The sequence below is a fragment of the Streptomyces sp. NPDC053431 genome, assembly GCF_044544925.1.
Lineage (GTDB): Bacteria > Actinomycetota > Actinomycetes > Streptomycetales > Streptomycetaceae > Streptomyces.
On record NZ_JBITXX010000013.1, the window covers coordinates 22,578 to 41,448 of the forward strand.

Sequence of the window (18,871 nt, forward strand, 5' to 3'; positions counted from 1 at the left end):
GAGTCGTCCGATATCGGACGAGGACTGAGAAATGGGTATCCGCAAGTACAAGCCGACGACGCCGGGCCGCCGTGGCTCCTCCGTCGCCGACTTCGTCGAGATCACGCGGTCCACGCCGGAGAAGTCGCTGGTCCGCCCGCTGCACAGCAAGGGTGGCCGTAACAACACCGGTCGTGTGACCGTCCGTCACCAGGGCGGTGGCCACAAGCGCGCCTACCGCGTGATCGACTTCCGTCGTCACGACAAGGACGGCGTGCCGGCCAAGGTCGCTCACATCGAGTACGACCCCAACCGCACCGCGCGCATCGCGCTGCTCCACTACGCGGACGGCGAGAAGCGCTACATCATCGCCCCGCGTGGTCTGTCGCAGGGTGACCGGGTGGAGAACGGCCCCACGGCCGACATCAAGCCCGGCAACAACCTGGCCCTCCGTAACATCCCGGTCGGTACCACGATCCACGCGATCGAGCTCCGTCCCGGCGGTGGCGCCAAGTTCGCCCGCTCCGCAGGTGCCTCCGTGCAGCTGCTCGCGAAGGAGGGCACCATGGCCCACCTCCGCATGCCTTCCGGCGAGATCCGTCTGGTCGACGCCCGCTGCCGCGCCACCATCGGCGAGGTCGGCAACGCCGAGCAGTCGAACATCAACTGGGGTAAGGCCGGCCGCAAGCGCTGGCTCGGCGTTCGCCCGACCGTCCGCGGTGTGGCGATGAACCCGGTTGACCACCCGCACGGTGGTGGTGAGGGCAAGACCTCCGGTGGTCGCCACCCGGTCTCCCCGTGGGGTCAGAAGGAGGGTCGTACTCGTTCGCCGAAGAAGGCTTCGAACAAGTACATCGTCCGCCGCCGCAAGACGAACAAGAAGCGCTAGGAGCGGGTTTAGATGCCGCGCAGTCTCAAGAAGGGGCCCTTCGTCGACGACCACCTCGTAAAGAAGGTGGACGCCCAGAACGAAGCCGGCACCAAGAACGTCATCAAGACCTGGTCCCGTCGCTCGATGATCATCCCCAGCATGCTGGGTCACACCATCGCGGTGCACAACGGCAAGACCCACGTCCCGGTGTTCGTCACCGAGTCGATGGTCGGCCACAAGCTCGGCGAGTTCTCGCCGACGCGCACCTTCCGGGGTCACGTCAAGGAAGACCGGAAGTCGAAGCGCCGCTAGTAGCGGATCGCATTCAGACACGTAAGTAACTGAGAGGGACAACCATGGAAGCCAGGGCCCAGGCGCGGTACATCCGCGTTACGCCCATGAAGGCCCGCCGCGTGGTGGACCTTATCCGTGGCATGGATGCCACGGAGGCTCAGGCTGTTCTGCGATTCGCTCCGCAGGCAGCCTCCGTGCCGGTCGGCAAGGTGCTCGACAGCGCCATCGCCAACGCCGCGCACAACTACGACCACACGGACGCCTCCTCGCTGTTCATCAGCGAGGCGTTCGTTGACGAGGGCCCGACCCTGAAGCGGTTCCGTCCGCGTGCCCAGGGCCGTGCCTACCGGATCCGCAAGCGGACCAGCCACATCACCGTGGTCGTCAGCAGCAAGGAAGGAACCCGGTAATGGGCCAGAAGGTTAACCCGCATGGGTTCCGGCTCGGCATCACCACCGACTTCAAGTCGCGCTGGTACGCCGACAAGCTGTACAAGGACTACGTCAAGGAAGACGTCGCCATCCGTCGGATGCTGACGTCCGGCATGGAGCGCGCCGGCATCTCGAAGGTTGAGATCGAGCGCACCCGTGACCGTGTCCGCGTGGACATCCACACCGCTCGTCCGGGCATTGTCATCGGTCGCCGTGGCGCCGAGGCCGACAAGATCCGTGGCCAGCTGGAGAAGCTGACCGGCAAGCAGGTTCAGCTGAACATCCTCGAGGTCAAGAACCCCGAGGTCGACGCTCAGCTCGTGGCCCAGGCCGTGGCCGAGCAGCTGTCCTCCCGCGTCTCCTTCCGTCGGGCCATGCGCAAGAGCATGCAGTCCGCCATGAAGGCCGGCGCCAAGGGCATCAAGATCCAGTGTGGTGGCCGTCTCGGCGGCGCCGAGATGTCCCGCTCGGAGTTCTACCGCGAGGGCCGTGTGCCGCTGCACACCCTCCGCGCGAACGTCGAGTACGGCTTCTTCGAGGCCAAGACGACCTTCGGCCGCATCGGCGTGAAGGTCTGGATCTACAAGGGCGACGTCAAGAACATCGCCGAGGTCCGCGCCGAGAACGCTGCTGCCCGCGCCGGCAACCGCCCGGCCCGTGGTGGCGCTGACCGCCCGGCCCGTGGTGGCCGCGGTGGCGAGCGTGGCGGTCGCGGTCGCAAGCCGCAGCAGGCTCCCGCTGCCGAGGCCCCCAAGGCCGACGCCGCCGCCGCTCCGGCTGCTGAGAGCACCGGAACGGAGGCCTGACCGAAATGCTGATCCCCCGTAGGGTCAAGCACCGCAAGCAGCACCACCCGAAGCGCAACGGTATGTCCAAGGGTGGCACGCAGGTTGCGTTCGGCGAGTACGGCATTCAGGCCCTCACCCCGGCCTACGTGACCAACCGCCAGATCGAGGCCGCGCGTATCGCGATGACCCGCCACATCAAGCGTGGCGGCAAGGTCTGGATCAACATCTACCCGGACCGTCCGCTCACGAAGAAGCCTGCCGAGACCCGCATGGGTTCCGGTAAGGGTTCCCCGGAGTGGTGGATCGCGAACGTCAAGCCCGGTCGGGTGATGTTCGAGCTGTCCTACCCGAACGAGAAGATCGCGCGTGAGGCTCTGACTCGTGCGGCCCACAAGCTGCCGATGAAGTGCAAGATCGTTAAGCGCGAGGCAGGTGAGCTGTGATGTCGGCCGGTACCAAGGCGTCCGAGCTGCGCGAGCTGGGCAACGAGGAGCTTGTCGCCAAGCTCCGCGAGGCCAAGGAAGAGCTGTTCAACCTCCGCTTCCAGGCGGCGACGGGCCAGCTCGAGAACCACGGTCGGCTCAAGTCCGTCCGTAAGGACATCGCCCGGATCTACACCCTGATGCGTGAGCGCGAGCTGGGCATCGAGACGGTGGAGAACGCCTGATGAGCGAGAACAACGTGACTGAGAAGACCGAGCGCAACGCCCGCAAGGTCCGTGAGGGCCTCGTCGTCAGCGACAAGATGGACAAGACCGTCGTCGTCGCTGTCGAGGACCGCGTCAAGCACGCGCTGTACGGCAAGGTCATCCGCCGTACGAACAAGCTCAAGGCTCACGACGAGCAGAACGCTGCCGGCGTCGGCGACCGCGTCCTCCTGATGGAGACCCGGAAGCTGTCGGCGTCCAAGCACTGGCGCGTCGTCGAGATCCTCGAGAAGGCCAAGTAATCCCTCCTAGGGGGACCCCCTAGGAACAGTTCCGCCAGGCTCGGTGCGGGGCCTCATCCGCTGAGGCCCCCACCGGGAACCGGCAGACAATCAGGAGATAGACGTGATCCAGCAGGAGTCGCGACTTCGCGTCGCCGACAACACTGGTGCCAAGGAGATCCTTTGCATCCGTGTTCTCGGTGGTTCGGGTCGCCGCTACGCGGGCATCGGTGACGTCATCGTCGCCACCGTCAAGGACGCGATCCCCGGTGGCAACGTGAAGAAGGGTGACGTCGTCAAGGCGGTCATCGTTCGCACCGTCAAGGAGCGCCGCCGCCAGGACGGCTCGTACATCCGCTTCGACGAGAACGCCGCTGTCATTCTCAAGAACGACGGCGACCCTCGTGGCACCCGTATCTTCGGCCCGGTCGGCCGTGAGCTGCGCGAGAAGAAGTTCATGAAGATCATCTCGCTCGCGCCGGAGGTGCTGTAAGCATGAAGATCAAGAAGGGCGACCTGGTCCAGGTCATCACCGGTAAGGACAAGGGCAAGCAGGGCAAGGTCATCGCGGCCTACCCCGCCGACTCCCGCGTTCTCGTCGAGGGTGTCAACCGGGTCAAGAAGCACACGAAGGCCGGCCCGAACCAGGCCGGCGGCATCGTGACCACCGAGGCGCCGGTCCACGTCTCCAACGTCCAGCTGGTCGTGGAGAAGGACGGCAAGAAGGTCGTCACGCGTGTCGGTTACCGCTTCGACGACGAGGGCAACAAGATCCGCGTTGCCAAGCGGACGGGTGAGGACATCTGATGGCTACCACCACTCCGCGTCTCAAGACGAAGTACCGCGAGGAGATCGCGGGCAAGCTGCGTGACGAGTTCAAGTACGAGAACGTCATGCAGATCCCCGGCCTCGTGAAGATCGTGGTCAACATGGGTGTCGGTGACGCCGCCCGTGACTCGAAGCTGATCGAGGGCGCCATCCGCGACCTCACCACGATCACCGGCCAGAAGCCGGCCGTCACCAAGGCCCGCAAGTCCATCGCGCAGTTCAAGCTGCGTGAGGGCCAGCCCATCGGTGCTCACGTCACGCTCCGTGGCGACCGCATGTGGGAGTTCCTGGACCGCACCCTGTCGCTCGCGCTGCCGCGCATCCGCGACTTCCGCGGCCTGTCCCCGAAGCAGTTCGACGGCCGTGGCAACTACACCTTCGGTCTCACGGAGCAGGTCATGTTCCACGAGATCGACCAGGACAAGATCGACCGCGTCCGGGGTATGGACATCACCGTGGTGACCACGGCGACCAACGACGACGAGGGCCGTGCCCTTCTGCGTCACCTCGGCTTCCCGTTCAAGGAGGCGTAAGCGAGATGGCGAAGAAGGCTCTCATCGCGAAGGCTGCCCGCAAGCCCAAGTTCGGTGTGCGTGCGTACACCCGCTGCCAGCGCTGCGGTCGTCCTCACTCCGTGTACCGCAAGTTCGGCCTGTGCCGCGTGTGCCTTCGTGAGATGGCTCACCGTGGCGAGCTGCCGGGCGTGACCAAGAGCTCCTGGTAATTCCCCCTCGCCCGTAGGGCGTTGGCGAATCACCGGAGTCTCTCGGTAAGCATTGGGCGGGCGGAGGTCCGACCCCGCATGCCGTAGGCTTGCAGGGTTGGGCGTCCGCCGCCCGTACGACTTACTACGCCGTAGGTCCACCGCACCGCACCCGCCCCGTCTCGGATCGGGGAGAGGGATGGTGCACCAGGAAACCCCGGCGAGAGAGGCCGAAGGCCAATTCATGACCATGACTGATCCGATCGCAGACATGCTCACGCGTCTGCGTAACGCGAACTCGGCGTACCACGACACCGTGACGATGCCGCACAGCAAGATCAAGTCTCACATCGCGGAAATCCTCCAGCAGGAGGGCTTCATCACGGGCTGGAAGGTCGAGGACGCCGAGGTCGGCAAGAACCTCGTGCTCGACCTCAAGTTCGGTCCGAACCGTGAGCGCTCCATCGCGGGCATCAAGCGGATCTCGAAGCCGGGCCTCCGGGTTTACGCGAAGTCCACCAACCTGCCGAAGGTTCTCGGCGGCCTGGGCGTGGCGATCATCTCCACGTCCCACGGTCTCCTGACCGGCCAGCAGGCGCAGAAGAAGGGCGTGGGTGGGGAAGTCCTCGCCTACGTCTGGTAGTCGGGAACGGAGGAAAAGCTATGTCTCGCATTGGCAAGCTCCCCATCCCGGTTCCCGCCGGCGTGGACGTCACCATCGAGGGCCGCACGGTCACGGTGAAGGGTTCCAAGGGCACCCTGACCCACACCGTTGCCAGCCCGATCGAGATCGTTAAGGGCGAGGACGGCGTTCTGAACGTCACCCGTCCGAACGACGAGCGTCAGAACAAGGCCCTCCACGGCCTGTCCCGCACGCTGGTGGCCAACATGATCACCGGTGTGACCCAGGGGTACACGAAGGCGCTCGAGATCAGCGGTGTCGGTTACCGCGTGGCCGCGAAGGGCTCCAACCTGGAGTTCCAGCTCGGCTACAGCCACCCGATCCTGGTGGAGGCCCCCGAGGGCATCTCCTTCAAGGTCGAGTCGCCGACCAAGTTCTCGGTCGAGGGCATCGACAAGCAGAAGGTCGGCGAGGTCGCCGCCAACATCCGCAAGCTGCGGAAGCCCGACCCGTACAAGGCCAAGGGCGTCAAGTACGCGGGCGAGGTCATCCGCCGCAAGGTCGGAAAGGCTGGTAAGTAAGCCATGGCATACGGTGTCAAGATCGCCAAGGGCGACGCTTACAAGCGCGCTGCGAAGGCGCGCCGTCACCTGCGCATCCGCAAGAACGTGTCGGGTACGGCGGAGCGTCCGCGCCTCGTCGTGACGCGTTCCAACCGCGGCATCACCGCGCAGGTCATCGATGACCTGAAGGGTCACACCGTGGCGTCGGCGTCCCACCTGGACGCTTCGATCCGCGGTGGCGAGGGCTCCAAGTCCTCGCAGGCCCAGCAGGTCGGCGCCCTGGTCGCCGAGCGCGCCAAGGCCGCCGGTGTCGAGGCCGTCGTGTTCGACCGTGGTGGCAACAGGTACGCCGGGCGCATTGCCGCTCTGGCTGACGCCGCCCGCGAAGCCGGGCTGAAGTTCTAAGCCCCGGTTCCGGGACTAACGGACGTAACAGAGAGAGGTATTCCAATGGCTGGACCCCAGCGCCGCGGCAGCGGTGCCGGTGGCGGCGAGCGGCGGGACCGGAAGGGCCGCGACGGTGGCGCTGCCGCCGCCGAGAAGACCGCGTACGTTGAGCGCGTAGTCGCGATCAACCGCGTCGCCAAGGTTGTCAAGGGTGGTCGTCGTTTCAGCTTCACCGCGCTGGTCGTGGTGGGCGACGGTGACGGCACCGTGGGTGTCGGTTACGGCAAGGCCAAGGAGGTGCCGGCCGCCATCGCCAAGGGTGTGGAGGAGGCCAAGAAGCACTTCTTCAAGGTCCCCCGTATCCAGGGCACCATCCCGCACCCGATCCAGGGTGAGAAGGCCGCGGGCGTCGTCCTGCTCAAGCCGGCTTCCCCCGGTACCGGTGTTATCGCCGGTGGCCCGGTGCGCGCCGTGCTCGAGTGCGCCGGCGTTCACGACATCCTGTCGAAGTCGCTCGGCTCCGACAACGCGATCAACATCGTGCACGCGACCGTGGAGGCCCTGAAGGGCCTGCAGCGTCCCGAGGAGATCGCGGCCCGCCGCGGTCTGCCCCTCGAGGACGTCGCCCCCGCGGCTCTGCTTCGTGCGCGTGCCGGGGCGGGTGCGTAATGGCTCGCCTCAAGATCACGCAGACGAAGTCGTACATCGGCAGCAAGCAGAACCACCGCGACACCCTGCGTTCGCTCGGGCTCAAGCGCCTGAACGACGTGGTCGTCAAGGAGGACCGCCCCGAGTTCCGCGGAATGGTGCACACCGTCCGCCACCTCGTGACGGTCGAGGAGGTCGACTGACATGGCGGAGAACAACCCGCTGAAGGTCCACAACCTCCGTCCCGCCCCGGGAGCCAAGACCGCCAAGACCCGTGTCGGTCGTGGTGAGGGCTCGAAGGGTAAGACGGCCGGTCGTGGTACGAAGGGCACGAAGGCCCGTTACCAGGTTCCGGAGCGCTTCGAGGGTGGCCAGATGCCGCTCCACATGCGTCTCCCGAAGCTGAAGGGCTTCAAGAACCCCTTCCGCACCGAGTACCAGGTCGTGAACCTGGACAAGCTGGCCGCGCTCTACCCGCAGGGTGGCGAGGTCACGGTGGCCGACCTGGTCGCCAAGGGTGCCGTTCGCAAGAACCAGCTCGTCAAGGTCCTGGGCCAGGGCGAGGTCTCCGTGGCGCTGCAGGTGACGGTTGACGCCGTCTCCGGCTCCGCCAAGGAGAAGATCGCCGCCGCCGGCGGCACCGTCACCGAGCTCGTCTGAGACGACTCGATGGCCTGAACATCCGACCGGGGATGCCTCCCAAAAGGGGCATCCCCGGTTGGTCGTTCCTAGGGGGCCATGGTCGCCGGTAAGGTGGCGTCCACTGTCTAGAGTGCGTGCGGTATGCCCGCGAGTGCTTTGGACGGCAACTCTCATCGTCGAACCTCAAGACCGTCACCTCTGACGCACGTGCGCGGGGGTCGCAGGAGGCACCGTGCTCACCGCGTTCGCCCGGGCGTTCAAGACGCCCGACCTGCGCAAGAAGCTGCTCTTCACGCTCGGCATCATCGTGCTGTACCGGCTCGGGGCACACATCCCCGTCCCCGGCGTCAGCTACGAGGCCGTCCAGCAGTGTGTGGATCAGGCGAGCCAGGGCAACAACAGCCTGTTCGGCCTGGTCAACATGTTCAGTGGCGGGGCGCTGCTGCAGATCACCATCTTCGCGCTCGGCATCATGCCGTACATCACGGCGAGCATCATCCTGCAGCTGCTGACCGTCGTGATCCCGCGCCTGGAAGCCCTCAAGAAGGAAGGCCAGTCCGGCACCGCCAAGATCACGCAGTACACGCGTTATCTGACGGTCGCCCTCGCCATCCTGCAGGGCACCGGCCTCGTCGCCACCGCCCGCACCGGCGCCCTGTTCAGCGGCTGCACGGTCGCGAGCCAGGTCGTTCCCGACCAGTCGATCTTCACCACCGCCACCATGGTCATCACCATGACCGCGGGTACCGGCGTCGTCATGTGGCTCGGTGAGCTCATCACCGACCGCGGCATCGGCAACGGCATGTCGATCCTCATGTTCATCTCGATCGCCGCCGGCTTCCCCGGCGCCCTGTGGGCCATCAAGGAGAGCGGCAAGCTCGCCAAGGGCTGGATCGAGTTCGGCACCGTCATCCTCGTCGGCTTCGTGATGGTGGCCCTCGTCGTCTTCGTCGAGCAGGCCCAGCGCCGCATCCCGGTGCAGTACGCGAAGCGCATGATCGGCCGCAGGTCGTACGGCGGTACGTCCACTTACATCCCGTTGAAGGTGAACCAGGCAGGTGTGATTCCTGTCATCTTCGCGTCGTCGCTGCTCTACATTCCGGCCCTGGTCGCGCAGTTCTCGAACTCCACCGCCGGCTGGAAGACCTGGATCGAAGCCCACTTCGTCAAGGGTGACCACCCCTACTACATCGCCGCGTACTTCCTTCTGATCGTGTTCTTCGCCTTCTTCTACGTGGCGATCTCGTTCAACCCCGAGGAAGTCGCCGACAACATGAAGAAGTATGGTGGCTTCATCCCGGGTATCCGGGCTGGTCGACCTACTGCCGAGTACCTGAGCTACGTGCTCAACCGGATCACTTGGCCGGGCTCGCTGTATCTGGGTCTGATCGCTCTTGTGCCGACGATGGCGTTGGCAGGCTTCGGCGGTGCCAATGCCAACTTCCCGTTCGGCGGGACGAGCATCCTCATCATCGTGGGTGTGGGCCTCGAGACCGTGAAGCAGATCGAGAGCCAGCTCCAGCAGCGCAATTACGAAGGGTTCCTCCGCTGATGCGAATCGTCCTCGTCGGACCGCCCGGGGCCGGCAAGGGAACGCAGGCCGCGTTCCTCGCCAAGAACCTGGACATCCCGCACATCTCCACGGGCGACCTGTTCCGTGCCAACATCTCGCAGGGCACGGAGCTGGGCCTCAAGGCGAAGTCCTACATGGACGCCGGTGACCTCGTCCCGGACGAGGTGACCATCGGGATGGCCAAGGACCGCATGGAGCAGGACGACGCCGTCAACGGCTTCCTGCTCGACGGGTTCCCGCGCAACGTGGCCCAGGCCGAGGCTCTGGATGTGGTCCTCAAGGCCGAGGACATGCAGCTGGACGCGGTCCTGGACCTGGAGGTCCCCGAGGACGAGGTCGTGAAGCGGATCGCGGGTCGCCGCGTCTGCCGCAACGACTCCTCGCACGTCTTCCACGTGGAGTACAACGCCCCGAAGACCGCGGGCGTGTGCGACACCTGTGGTGGCGAGCTGTTCCAGCGTCCGGACGACTCCGAGGAGACCGTCCGCCGGCGCCTGGAGGTCTACCACACGCAGACCGAGCCGATCATCGACTACTACCGGGCGCAGAACCTGGTCGTGACGATCTCGGCGCTCGGCAAGGTGGACGAGGTCACGGCGCGGGCGATGGCCGCGCTGAAGAAGTAACCCCACGGTTCGTCGATACGGCCGCGGTGCCCCGGGAGGGGCGCCGCGGCCGTATCGTTGTTCCGACCCGTGTACGCGCAGAGGAAAGGCCCCGACCACGATGGTGCAGATCAAGACCCCCGAGCAGATCGCGAAGATGCGCGAGGCGGGGCTGGTCGTCGCGGCCATCCACGCGGCGACCCGTGAGGCCGCCGTTCCGGGCGCCACGACGAAGGACCTGGACGAGGTCGCGCGCAAGGTGATCGCCGACCACGGCGCGAAGTCGAACTTCCTCGGGTACGGCGGGTTCCCCGCGACCATCTGCACCTCGGTGAACGAGGTCGTGGTCCACGGCATCCCGGACGAGAAGACCGTGCTCAAGGACGGCGACATCATCTCCATCGACGCCGGCGCGATCGTCGACGGCTGGCACGGTGACGCGGCGTACACGGCCTTCGTCGGCACCGGGCACGCGCCGGAGCTGATCGAGCTCTCCCGGGTGACCGAGGAGTCGATGTGGGCCGGCATCGCCGCGATGCGGCTGGGTGCGCGCCTGGTCGACATCTCGAAGGCGATCGAGACCTACATCAAGCGCCAGCCGCGTCCGGCCGTGGGCGACCACAGCCTGGGCCGCTACGGGATCATCGAGGACTACGGCGGCCACGGCATCGGCACCGAGATGCACATGGACCCGCACCTGCTGAACTACGTCTCCCGCAAGCGCGGCAAGGGCCCGAAGCTGGTGCCCGGCTTCTGCCTGGCCATCGAGCCGATGGTCTCCCTGGGCACCCCGCGCACCGAGGTCCTCGCCGACGACTGGACGGTCATCACGACCGACGGCACCTGGTCCTCGCACTGGGAGCACAGCGTGGCGCTGACGGAGGAGGGCCCGCTGGTCCTCACGGCCGTCGACGGCGGCAAGGCGAAGCTGGCCGAGCTCGGCGTCACGGCGGCGCCGGACCCGCTGGCGTAAGGGCGAGAGGCGCCCGGAGCGCCCTCGCGTAAGGATCTTCTACGGTGGGCAGACTTCCCGATTCGTCTTTTCCGGGGGGCCTGACGTAGACTGATGCGTCGGCTCTCGTGTACCCGTGTGTCCGCACACGGCGGCGAGAGTCGATCAAGGTAGCCGATTCGAAGGGCGAAGCGTGGCCAAGAAGCAAGGTGCCATCGAGATTGAGGGCACCGTGATCGAGTCCCTGCCGAACGCCATGTTCAAGGTGGAGCTCCAGAACGGTCACAAGGTCCTCGCGCACATCTCCGGCAAGATGCGGATGCACTACATCCGTATCCTCCCGGACGACCGGGTCGTCGTGGAGCTGTCTCCGTACGACCTGACGCGTGGCCGGATCGTCTACCGGTACAAGTAGATCTTGCCCGCACCCCGCATTCCGCGCGGGTGGTGGCACTGACCCGGAGAACCTCACATCCCATGAAGGTCAAGCCGAGCGTCAAGAAGATCTGCGACAAGTGCAAGGTGATCCGCCGCCACGGCCGGGTCATGGTCATCTGCGACAACCTGCGCCACAAGCAGCGCCAGGGCTGACGCACGCCGACCGACCTGCACCTCCGCAGTTCTTCGCGCGACGCATAGCAACACGTACATCAGCAGAGTCCGCCCAGCCCGTCAGGGTCGGCGACACCTCCGGCGGGGGCCGGGGACCCGGTTCGTACCTCGTACGGCGGCCGGGAACGACTTTGCGGCAGACCCCCGAGAACACAGGAGCCATTGAATGGCACGCGTTTCCGGTGTTGACATCCCGCGCGAAAAGCGTGTGGTGGTCGCACTCACCTACGTCTTCGGCATCGGGCGCACCCGGTCCGAGGAGATCCTCGCCGCGACCGGCGTGAACCCGTCCACCCGTGTCCGTGACCTTGCCGAGGAAGACCTCGTCAAGATCCGCGAGTACGTGGACGCCAACCTTCAGACCGAGGGTGACCTCCGCCGTGAGATCGCCGCCGACATCCGCCGCAAGGTCGAGATCGGCTGCTACCAGGGTCTCCGTCACCGCCGTGGCCTGCCGGTCCGCGGTCAGCGCACCAGCACGAACGCTCGTACCCGCAAGGGCCCGCGTCGCGCCATCGCCGGCAAGAAGAAGCCGGGCAAGAAGTAGTCCACAGCGGACGCTTGACCACACGGTCTTCGCTGTAGGACCGACCACCTCCCGTAGGAGTTATAGATGCCCCCCAAGGGTCGTCAGGGCGCTGCCAAGAAGGTGCGCCGCAAGGAAAAGAAGAACGTCGCTCACGGCCACGCGCACATCAAGAGCACGTTCAACAACACGATCGTCTCGATCACGGACCCGTCCGGCAACGTGATCTCCTGGGCCTCCGCCGGCCACGTCGGCTTCAAGGGCTCGCGCAAGTCCACCCCCTTCGCCGCGCAGATGGCCGCCGAGTCGGCCGCCCGCCGCGCGCAGGAGCACGGCATGCGCAAGGTCGACGTCTTCGTCAAGGGTCCCGGCTCCGGCCGTGAGACCGCGATCCGCTCCCTCCAGGCCACCGGCCTCGAGGTCGGCTCGATCCAGGACGTCACCCCCACCCCGCACAACGGCTGCCGTCCGCCGAAGCGGCGTCGCGTCTGACCCTGGTGCCGCCGCACCTGGGCTGATGTGGGACTTCGGGCGGCATGCCCCCTTCGGGGGCGTGCCGCCCGTACCCTTGCAGTACGCAGTACTGCAGTACCCGTCGGGCGTCAAATAGTGGGCGTCCACGACTGAAGGAAACGAAGACATGCTTATCGCTCAGCGTCCTTCGCTGACCGAAGAGGTCGTCGACGAGTTCCGCTCCCGGTTCGTCATCGAGCCGCTGGAGCCGGGCTTCGGCTACACCCTCGGCAACTCCCTCCGCCGCACCCTCCTCTCCTCGATCCCGGGCGCCGCTGTCACCAGCATCCGGATCGACGGTGTCCTGCACGAGTTCACCACCGTGCCGGGCGTCAAGGAGGACGTCACCGACCTCATCCTGAACATCAAGCAGCTGGTCGTCTCCTCGGAGCACGACGAGCCGGTCGTGATGTACCTGCGCAAGCAGGGCCCGGGTCTGGTCACCGCCGCCGACATCGCGCCCCCGGCCGGTGTCGAGGTGCACAACCCCGACCTCGTGCTCGCCACGCTGAACGGCAAGGGCAAGCTGGAGATGGAGCTGACCGTCGAGCGCGGTCGCGGCTACGTCTCCGCCGTCCAGAACAAGCAGGTGGGCCAGGAGATCGGCCGTATCCCGGTCGACTCCATCTACAGCCCCGTGCTGAAGGTCACCTACAAGGTCGAGGCGACCCGAGTCGAGCAGCGCACCGACTTCGACAAGCTCATCGTCGACGTCGAGACCAAGCAGGCCATGCGTCCGCGTGACGCCATGGCGTCGGCCGGCAAGACCCTGGTCGAGCTGTTCGGTCTGGCCCGCGAGCTCAACATCGACGCCGAGGGCATCGACATGGGCCCGTCCCCGACGGACGCCGCCCTGGCCGCCGACCTGGCGCTGCCGATCGAGGAGCTGGAGCTCACCGTTCGGTCGTACAACTGCCTCAAGCGCGAGGGCATCCACTCCGTGGGTGAGCTCGTCGCCCGTTCCGAGGCCGACCTGCTCGACATCCGCAACTTCGGTGCGAAGTCGATCGACGAGGTCAAGGCGAAGCTGGCCGGCATGGGCCTGGCCCTCAAGGACAGCCCGCCCGGATTCGACCCGACCGCCGCCGCCGACGCCTTCGGCGCCGACGACGACGCGGACGCGGGCTTCGTCGAGACCGAGCAGTACTAAGAGCTCGGACCTCACGGTCCGTACCCTCCGGGAGCGCCCTCAGGGGCCGCTCCCGGATCTCCGACAGGCGACCGCCTGCTCGGATACTGACCCCGGTACCTCACACGGCCGGGGCAGACACCTAGGAGAAACACCATGCCGCGTCCCGCGAAGGGTGCCCGCCTCGGCGGTTCCGCCGCTCACGAGAAGCTGCTCCTCGCCAACCTGGCGAAGTCGCTGTTCGAGCACGGCCGCATCACGACGACCGAGGCCAAGGCCCGCCGTCTGCGTCCCGTCGCCGAGCGCCTCATCACCAAGGCGAAGAAGGGCGACATCCACAACCGTCGCCTGGTGCTGCAGACGATCACCGACAAGGGCGTCGTCCACACCCTCTTCACCGAGATCGCCCCGCGCTACTCGGAGCGTCCGGGTGGCTACACCCGCATCACCAAGATCGGCAACCGTCGTGGCGACAACGCCCCGATGGCCGTGATCGAGCTGGTCGAGGGCGAGATCGCCAAGAAGGCGACCGTCGCCGAGGCCGAGGCCGCCACCAAGCGTGCCGTCAAGGAGGCCGACGAGGCCGCCAAGGCCGAGGAGACCACCGAGGACGCGCAGGACGCCTGAGCGTTCTGACGATCTCGTGGCCGGGCCCGCACCCCTCGGGGTGCGGGCCCGTTCCGCGTGTTTGAGAGGATTTACGGCGTGAGTGATGACGTGCAGCCCGGGTTCGTACGCGTACGGCTCGACCTTTCGTACGACGGCAGGGACTTCTCCGGATGGGCCAAGCAGGCCCGGGGCCGGCGCACCGTCCAGGGCGAGATCGAGGACGCCCTGCGGACCGTCACCCGCTCCCAGGAGACGTACGAGCTGACCGTCGCCGGCCGCACCGACGCCGGCGTGCACGCCCGCGGCCAGGTCGCGCACGTCGACCTGCCCGTGGCCCTGTGGGAGGAGCACCGCGAGAAGCTGCTCAGGCGGCTCGCCGGGCGGCTCTCGCACGACGTGCGGGTGTGGCGCCTCACCGAGGCCCCCGCGGGCTTCAACGCCCGCTTCTCGGCGATCTGGCGCCGGTACGCGTACCGGGTCACCGACCACCCCGGCGGTGTCGACCCGCTGCTGCGCGGACACGTCCTGTGGCACGACTGGGCGCTCGACATGGACGCCATGAACGCCGCCGCCGAGCGGCTCGTCGGCGAGCACGACTTCGCGGCCTACTGCAAGAAGCGCGAGGGCGCCACGACCATCCGCACGCTCCAGGAGCTGCGCTGGGAGCGCCGCCCCGGCGGCATCCTGGAGGCCACGGTCAAGGCCGACGCCTTCTGCCACAACATGGTCCGCTCGCTGGTGGGCGCGCTGCTGTTCGTCGGCGACGGGCACCGTCCCGTCGAATGGCCGGGCAAGGTGCTGGCCGCCGGTGTGCGGGACTCGGCCGTGCACGTCGTACGGCCGCACGGCCTCACCCTCGAAGAGGTCGGCTACCCGGCCGACGACCAGCTCGCCGCGCGCAGCAGGGAGGCACGCAACAAGCGGTCACTCCCCGGGAGCGCCGGCTGCTGCTGAGGCCTGGGCGCGGCCGCGGGCGTAGATCTGGTTGAAGGCGAAGGTGCCCAGGTCGTCGGCGGTCTGGAAGACCGGCTTGTCGCCGGTGGTGACCTTCTGGCCGCTGGTGTGGCCGGTCTGGGTCAGGTAGACGTACCGGCCGATCGAGTTGGTGCGGCGCAGGCAGACCGTCTTGTGGCAGAAGTCACCGACGCCCGCGCCGGTGAGCGGGGCGATGCCGCCGCTCGCCTGCTTCTTCGCCTTGAGCGCCTGCTCGTCGGTCGGGAAGACGGCCACGCCGACGGTGACGGCGATGCCGTCCTTCACGTACGTGGCGCGGATCACCCGCGTGCAGCCGTTGTTCTTCAGGACGGCGCCGAGGCCGCCCTGGGTGACCGCCGCGCAGTCGGTCGTGGAGGAGGTCGCGCCCTTCTGGTACGGGCGGCCGCTCATGGTCAGCTTCTTGCCGGGGAAGAGGCCCTCGGCGCTCAGCGGCGCCTTGTCCTTCTTCGCGTCGGAGATGAAGTCCATCGGGTTCGGCGGCGGCAGCGGGGCGACCGAGGAGAAGGTCGGGGCCGGGCTCGCGGTGTCCGTGGGGGTGGCCGAGCCGGTCGGGGCGACCCCGCCGTTCCGGGCCTCGTCGTTGCTCTTGTTGGTGGTGACGATCGCCGTGGCGACGGCCGCGCCCACGGCGAGCGCGGCGACCGCGCCGCCGCCGATCACCAGCCAGCGCTTCCGCTTGGCGCGGGCGGCCGAGGCCTCGGCGAGGGCGCCCCAGTCAGGGGTGTCCGTGCCGCCCTGGGCGCCCGGGAACGGGTTCGCCGGCGCCTGTCCGTACGGGGGCTGCGGCCCGAACGGCTGCTGCGGCTGTCCGTACGGCTGTTGTCCCTGTCCCTGCCCCTGGCCCTGCTGCGGCCACTGCGGTCCCCCAAAGCTCATGCCGCGCATCCTAATCCGCTTGGGATCAGGGGGCGGCGGCGGTGACAATGCCCCTCATGGGACATGTCGAGGCCGCACACCTGGAGTACTACCTTCCGGACGGGAGGGTCCTGCTCGGGGACGCCTCCTTCCGGGTCGGCGAGGGCGCCGTGGTCGCCCTGGTCGGCGCCAACGGCGCCGGCAAGACCACCCTGCTCCGGCTGATCTCCGGGGAGCTGCAGCCGCACGGCGGCACGGTCACCGTCAGCGGCGGGCTGGGCGTGATGCCGCAGTTCGTCGGCTCCGTACGGGACGAGTCCACGGTCCGTGACCTGCTCGTCTCGGTCGCCCCGGCGCGGATCCGCACGGCCGCGAAGGCCGTCGACGAGGCCGAGCACCGGATCATGACGGTCGACGACGAGGCCGCGCAGATGGCGTACGCGCAGGCGCTCAGCGACTGGGCCGAGGTGCAGGGATACGAGTTCGAGACCCTGTGGGACATGTGCACCACGGCCGCGATGGGCGTCCCGTACGACAAGGCCCAGTTCCGGCAGGTGCGCACGCTCAGCGGCGGCGAGCAGAAGCGGCTGGTCCTGGAGTACCTGCTGCGCGGCAACGACGAGGTGCTGCTGCTCGACGAGCCGGACAACTACCTGGACGTGCCGGGCAAGCGCTGGCTGGAGGAGCGGCTGCGGGAGACCCGTAAGACCGTGCTCTTCATCTCGCACGACCGGGAGCTGCTCGCCCGGGCGGCGCAGAAGATCGTGGCCGTGGAGCCCGGTCCGGCCGGCTCCGACGTGTGGGTGCACGGTGGCGGCTTCGACACCTTCCACGACGCGCGGCGGGAGCGGTTCGCCCGCTTCGAGGAGCTGAAGCGGCGCTGGGAGGAGAAGCACGCCCAGCTGAAGAAGCTGGTGGTGAACCTGCGGCAGGCGGCGGCGGTCAGCCACGAGATGGCCTCGCGGTACGCCGCCGCGCAGACCCGGCTGAAGAAGTTCGAGGAGGCCGGCCCGCCGCCGGAGCCGCCGCGTGAGCAGGAGATCCGGATGCGGCTGCGGGGCGGCCGCACCGGCGTGCGGGCGGTCACCGTGGAGAACCTGGAGCTGACCGGCCTGATGAAGCCGTTCTCCCTGGAGATCTTCTACGGGGAGCGGGTCGCGGTCCTCGGCTCCAACGGCTCCGGCAAGTCCCACTTCCTGCGGCTGCTCGCCGGTGACCCGTCGGTCGCCCACACGGGAACGTGGAAGCTGGGCGCCCGGGTGGTGCCGGGGCACTTCGCCCAGACCCACGCCCACCCGGAGCTCTTCGGCCGCTCCCTCGTCGACATCCTGTGGACGGAGCACGCCAAGGACCGGGGCGGCGCCATGTCGGTGCTGCGGCGCTACGAGCTGGAGCGCCAGGGCGACCAGGCCTTCGAGAAGCTCTCCGGCGGCCAGCAGGCCCGTTTCCAGATCCTGCTCCTGGAGCTGGCCGGCACGACGGCGCTGCTCCTGGACGAGCCGACGGACAACCTGGACCTGGAGTCGGCGGAGGCGCTGCAGGACGGTCTGGAGTCGTACGAGGGCACCGTGCTGGCCGTGACCCACGACCGCTGGTTCGCGAAGAGCTTCGACCGGTACCTGGTCTTCGGGTCCGACGGGGTGGTGCGGGAGACGACCGAGCCGGTGTGGGACGAGCGACGGGTCGAGCGGGCCCGCTGAGGCGGCGCGGGGCCGGGCAGGGCCGCCGACAGGGCCGCGGGCGGGCGGGGCCGCGGGGGGAGCCGCACGGGCGGGCGGGGCCGCCGGGGGAGCCGGGGTTTCCTCAGGGGACCAGCACCAGGCGGCCGCGCAGGCCGCCCTTCGCCAGGCGCCGGTGCGCCCGGGCCGCCTCCGCCAGGGGGAGGGTTCCGGCCAGGCGCGGGGTGAGGACGCCGGTGTCGGCGAGGGCCGCCAGACGGGCCAGGCCGGCCGGGTCGGCGCGCACCCAGACCGGGACGACCCGGATGCCCCGCAGGGGGTACGGGGCGCCGCCCGCCACCAGGGCCGCGAAGGCGCCCCCGGTGCGGACCGCGTCCAGGGCGGCGGCTCCGAGGACGGCGCCGTCCAGGGCCGCGGCCACGCCGCCGGGCACCACGTCCCGGACCGCCTCGCCCAGGCGCGGGGCGTCGGCGGACACGAAGAGCTCGGCGCCCAGGTCCCGTACGGGCGACTCGTCGGCGGCACGGGCCGTCGCCACGACCCGCAGGCCGCGCGCGGCGGCCAGTTGTACGGCGTAGCCGCCGACCGCGCCCGCCGCGCCCGTGACCAGGACGGTCTCGCCGGCGGGCAGGTCCAGCGCGTCCAGGGCCTGGAGGGCGGTGAGCCCGGCCAGCGGGAGCGTCGCGGCCGCAGCCGGGGCGAGCCCCGCGGGGGCCGGGGCCACCGCGTGGGCGTCCAGGACCACGAACTCCGCCTGGGTGCCGAGCGGCACGTCCAGGCGGTCGTTCAGGCCGATGACGCGGTCGCCCGGTGAGAGTCCGGTCACATCCGGCCCGGTCTCCTCGACGACGCCGGCGACGTCCCAGCCGAGACCGGTGCGGCCCCGGCCGGCCATCAGGCCGGCCTCCGCGAGCACGCCCGCGCGGGTCGCGAGGTCGACCGGGTGGACGGTGGCGGCCCCGACCCTGATCCGCACCCTTCCGGGCCCTGTCGGGGGCACCGGGACCTCGGCGATCCGCAGGACCTCGGGACCGCCGAAGGAGTCGATGACGAGAGCGCGCATGGCCGGGACCTTCCCTGGGGGAGCGGTGGTGCTGACCCCACGAACCTAGGGAGAGCTACGCTCCCTCGGGAAGGAC

30 protein-coding genes are annotated in these 18,871 nt (G+C 68.3%); 28 read left to right on the plus strand and 2 right to left on the minus strand.

Annotated features, from left to right (window positions below; genetic code table 11):
- Window positions 1–31: 31 nt before the first annotated feature.
- From rplB to truA, 27 genes are all read left to right on the plus strand, one after another.
- Complete coding sequence (rplB, locus tag ACIGXE_RS26605) at window positions 32–868, plus strand: 50S ribosomal protein L2 (protein ID WP_046908246.1); 837 nt, start codon at window positions 32–34, stop codon at window positions 866–868.
- Between the two features lie 12 nt (window positions 869–880).
- On the plus strand, window positions 881–1,162 hold the full coding sequence (rpsS, locus tag ACIGXE_RS26610; RefSeq protein ID WP_389204795.1) for a 30S ribosomal protein S19: 282 nt from the start codon (window positions 881–883) through the stop codon (window positions 1,160–1,162).
- A 44-nt stretch (window positions 1,163–1,206) separates the two neighbouring features.
- Complete coding sequence (gene rplV, locus ACIGXE_RS26615) at window positions 1,207–1,554, plus strand: 50S ribosomal protein L22 (protein WP_030359020.1); 348 nt, start codon at window positions 1,207–1,209, stop codon at window positions 1,552–1,554.
- Window positions 1,554–2,381: a 30S ribosomal protein S3 gene (gene rpsC / locus ACIGXE_RS26620; RefSeq protein WP_128985132.1), complete on the plus strand. Its 828-nt coding sequence runs from the start codon at window positions 1,554–1,556 to the stop codon at window positions 2,379–2,381. Before rplV ends, rpsC begins: the two co-directional genes overlap by 1 nt.
- Before the next feature lie 5 nt (window positions 2,382–2,386).
- The gene (gene rplP, locus ACIGXE_RS26625; protein WP_030494257.1) at window positions 2,387–2,806 is read left to right on the plus strand and encodes a 50S ribosomal protein L16; all 420 of its coding nucleotides are present in this window, start codon (window positions 2,387–2,389) and stop codon (window positions 2,804–2,806) included.
- Window positions 2,806–3,030 carry a 50S ribosomal protein L29 gene (gene rpmC / locus ACIGXE_RS26630; protein ID WP_128985131.1) on the plus strand — a complete coding sequence of 75 codons (225 nt, stop codon included), beginning with the start codon at window positions 2,806–2,808 and terminating at the stop codon, window positions 3,028–3,030. Before rplP ends, rpmC begins: the two co-directional genes overlap by 1 nt.
- Window positions 3,030–3,311, plus strand: coding sequence for a 30S ribosomal protein S17 (rpsQ, locus tag ACIGXE_RS26635; protein WP_147980755.1), 282 nt, complete (start codon window positions 3,030–3,032; stop codon window positions 3,309–3,311). The genes rpmC and rpsQ overlap by 1 nt, the downstream gene beginning before the upstream one ends.
- Before the next feature lie 103 nt (window positions 3,312–3,414).
- Window positions 3,415–3,783, plus strand: coding sequence for a 50S ribosomal protein L14 (gene rplN / locus ACIGXE_RS26640; RefSeq protein WP_003956455.1), 369 nt, complete (start codon window positions 3,415–3,417; stop codon window positions 3,781–3,783).
- A gap of 2 nt (window positions 3,784–3,785) precedes the next feature.
- Window positions 3,786–4,097 (plus strand): 50S ribosomal protein L24, encoded by a 312-nt coding sequence (rplX, locus tag ACIGXE_RS26645; RefSeq protein WP_189974770.1) that lies wholly within the window; start codon window positions 3,786–3,788, stop codon window positions 4,095–4,097.
- A complete protein-coding gene (gene rplE / locus ACIGXE_RS26650; protein ID WP_265864084.1) occupies window positions 4,094–4,651 on the plus strand; it encodes a 50S ribosomal protein L5 in 558 nt (185 codons plus the stop codon). Before rplX ends, rplE begins: the two co-directional genes overlap by 4 nt.
- A gap of 5 nt (window positions 4,652–4,656) precedes the next feature.
- Window positions 4,657–4,842, plus strand: coding sequence for a type Z 30S ribosomal protein S14 (locus tag ACIGXE_RS26655; protein ID WP_003956452.1), 186 nt, complete (start codon window positions 4,657–4,659; stop codon window positions 4,840–4,842).
- 223 nt (window positions 4,843–5,065) lie between these two features.
- Window positions 5,066–5,464 carry a 30S ribosomal protein S8 gene (gene rpsH, locus ACIGXE_RS26660; protein ID WP_132912404.1) on the plus strand — a complete coding sequence of 133 codons (399 nt, stop codon included), beginning with the start codon at window positions 5,066–5,068 and terminating at the stop codon, window positions 5,462–5,464.
- A 20-nt stretch (window positions 5,465–5,484) separates the two neighbouring features.
- Window positions 5,485–6,024, plus strand: a complete 540-nt coding sequence (rplF, locus tag ACIGXE_RS26665; RefSeq protein ID WP_382532502.1) for a 50S ribosomal protein L6 — start codon at window positions 5,485–5,487, stop codon at window positions 6,022–6,024.
- Between the two features lie 3 nt (window positions 6,025–6,027).
- Window positions 6,028–6,411: a 50S ribosomal protein L18 gene (gene rplR / locus ACIGXE_RS26670; RefSeq protein WP_030759358.1), complete on the plus strand. Its 384-nt coding sequence runs from the start codon at window positions 6,028–6,030 to the stop codon at window positions 6,409–6,411.
- 45 nt (window positions 6,412–6,456) lie between these two features.
- Complete coding sequence (gene rpsE / locus ACIGXE_RS26675) at window positions 6,457–7,062, plus strand: 30S ribosomal protein S5 (RefSeq protein WP_030201551.1); 606 nt, start codon at window positions 6,457–6,459, stop codon at window positions 7,060–7,062.
- Window positions 7,062–7,244: a 50S ribosomal protein L30 gene (gene rpmD, locus ACIGXE_RS26680; protein ID WP_005313525.1), complete on the plus strand. Its 183-nt coding sequence runs from the start codon at window positions 7,062–7,064 to the stop codon at window positions 7,242–7,244. The genes rpsE and rpmD overlap by 1 nt, the downstream gene beginning before the upstream one ends.
- Before the next feature lies 1 nt (window position 7,245).
- Window positions 7,246–7,701, plus strand: a complete 456-nt coding sequence (gene rplO, locus ACIGXE_RS26685; protein ID WP_399751407.1) for a 50S ribosomal protein L15 — start codon at window positions 7,246–7,248, stop codon at window positions 7,699–7,701.
- A gap of 214 nt (window positions 7,702–7,915) precedes the next feature.
- Complete coding sequence (gene secY, locus ACIGXE_RS26690) at window positions 7,916–9,235, plus strand: preprotein translocase subunit SecY (RefSeq protein ID WP_399751408.1); 1,320 nt, start codon at window positions 7,916–7,918, stop codon at window positions 9,233–9,235.
- On the plus strand, window positions 9,235–9,882 hold the full coding sequence (locus ACIGXE_RS26695) for an adenylate kinase (protein ID WP_399751409.1): 648 nt from the start codon (window positions 9,235–9,237) through the stop codon (window positions 9,880–9,882). Before secY ends, ACIGXE_RS26695 begins: the two co-directional genes overlap by 1 nt.
- Before the next feature lie 100 nt (window positions 9,883–9,982).
- Window positions 9,983–10,834: a type I methionyl aminopeptidase gene (map, locus tag ACIGXE_RS26700; protein WP_399751410.1), complete on the plus strand. Its 852-nt coding sequence runs from the start codon at window positions 9,983–9,985 to the stop codon at window positions 10,832–10,834.
- A gap of 172 nt (window positions 10,835–11,006) precedes the next feature.
- On the plus strand, window positions 11,007–11,228 hold the full coding sequence (gene infA / locus ACIGXE_RS26705) for a translation initiation factor IF-1 (protein WP_003956442.1): 222 nt from the start codon (window positions 11,007–11,009) through the stop codon (window positions 11,226–11,228).
- A 62-nt stretch (window positions 11,229–11,290) separates the two neighbouring features.
- Entirely contained in the window at window positions 11,291–11,404 is a 114-nt protein-coding gene (gene rpmJ, locus ACIGXE_RS26710) for a 50S ribosomal protein L36 (RefSeq protein ID WP_003956441.1), read from the plus strand.
- Between the two features lie 187 nt (window positions 11,405–11,591).
- Window positions 11,592–11,972 carry a 30S ribosomal protein S13 gene (rpsM, locus tag ACIGXE_RS26715; RefSeq protein WP_015035595.1) on the plus strand — a complete coding sequence of 127 codons (381 nt, stop codon included), beginning with the start codon at window positions 11,592–11,594 and terminating at the stop codon, window positions 11,970–11,972.
- Between the two features lie 66 nt (window positions 11,973–12,038).
- Window positions 12,039–12,443, plus strand: coding sequence for a 30S ribosomal protein S11 (gene rpsK, locus ACIGXE_RS26720; RefSeq protein WP_003956432.1), 405 nt, complete (start codon window positions 12,039–12,041; stop codon window positions 12,441–12,443).
- 148 nt (window positions 12,444–12,591) lie between these two features.
- Window positions 12,592–13,614: a DNA-directed RNA polymerase subunit alpha gene (locus ACIGXE_RS26725; RefSeq protein WP_003966937.1), complete on the plus strand. Its 1,023-nt coding sequence runs from the start codon at window positions 12,592–12,594 to the stop codon at window positions 13,612–13,614.
- Between the two features lie 135 nt (window positions 13,615–13,749).
- Complete coding sequence (rplQ, locus tag ACIGXE_RS26730; protein ID WP_382532495.1) at window positions 13,750–14,220, plus strand: 50S ribosomal protein L17; 471 nt, start codon at window positions 13,750–13,752, stop codon at window positions 14,218–14,220.
- A gap of 78 nt (window positions 14,221–14,298) precedes the next feature.
- Window positions 14,299–15,156 (plus strand): tRNA pseudouridine(38-40) synthase TruA, encoded by an 858-nt coding sequence (gene truA, locus ACIGXE_RS26735; protein WP_399751411.1) that lies wholly within the window; start codon window positions 14,299–14,301, stop codon window positions 15,154–15,156.
- On the opposite strand, the gene ACIGXE_RS26740 is transcribed toward truA, so the two are convergent.
- The gene (locus ACIGXE_RS26740) at window positions 15,127–16,074 is read right to left on the minus strand and encodes a hypothetical protein (protein ID WP_399751412.1); all 948 of its coding nucleotides are present in this window, start codon (window positions 16,072–16,074) and stop codon (window positions 15,127–15,129) included. The genes truA and ACIGXE_RS26740 overlap by 30 nt on opposite strands.
- 56 nt (window positions 16,075–16,130) lie before the next feature.
- Here ACIGXE_RS26740 and ACIGXE_RS26745 point away from each other — a divergent pair, with 56 nt between their 5' ends.
- Complete coding sequence (locus tag ACIGXE_RS26745) at window positions 16,131–17,753, plus strand: ABC-F family ATP-binding cassette domain-containing protein (RefSeq protein ID WP_399751413.1); 1,623 nt, start codon at window positions 16,131–16,133, stop codon at window positions 17,751–17,753.
- 103 nt (window positions 17,754–17,856) lie between these two features.
- Here the strand turns inward: ACIGXE_RS26745 and ACIGXE_RS26750 are convergent, their stop codons facing one another.
- A complete protein-coding gene (locus tag ACIGXE_RS26750; protein ID WP_399751414.1) occupies window positions 17,857–18,795 on the minus strand; it encodes an NADP-dependent oxidoreductase in 939 nt (312 codons plus the stop codon).
- Window positions 18,796–18,871: the final 76 nt, after the last annotated feature.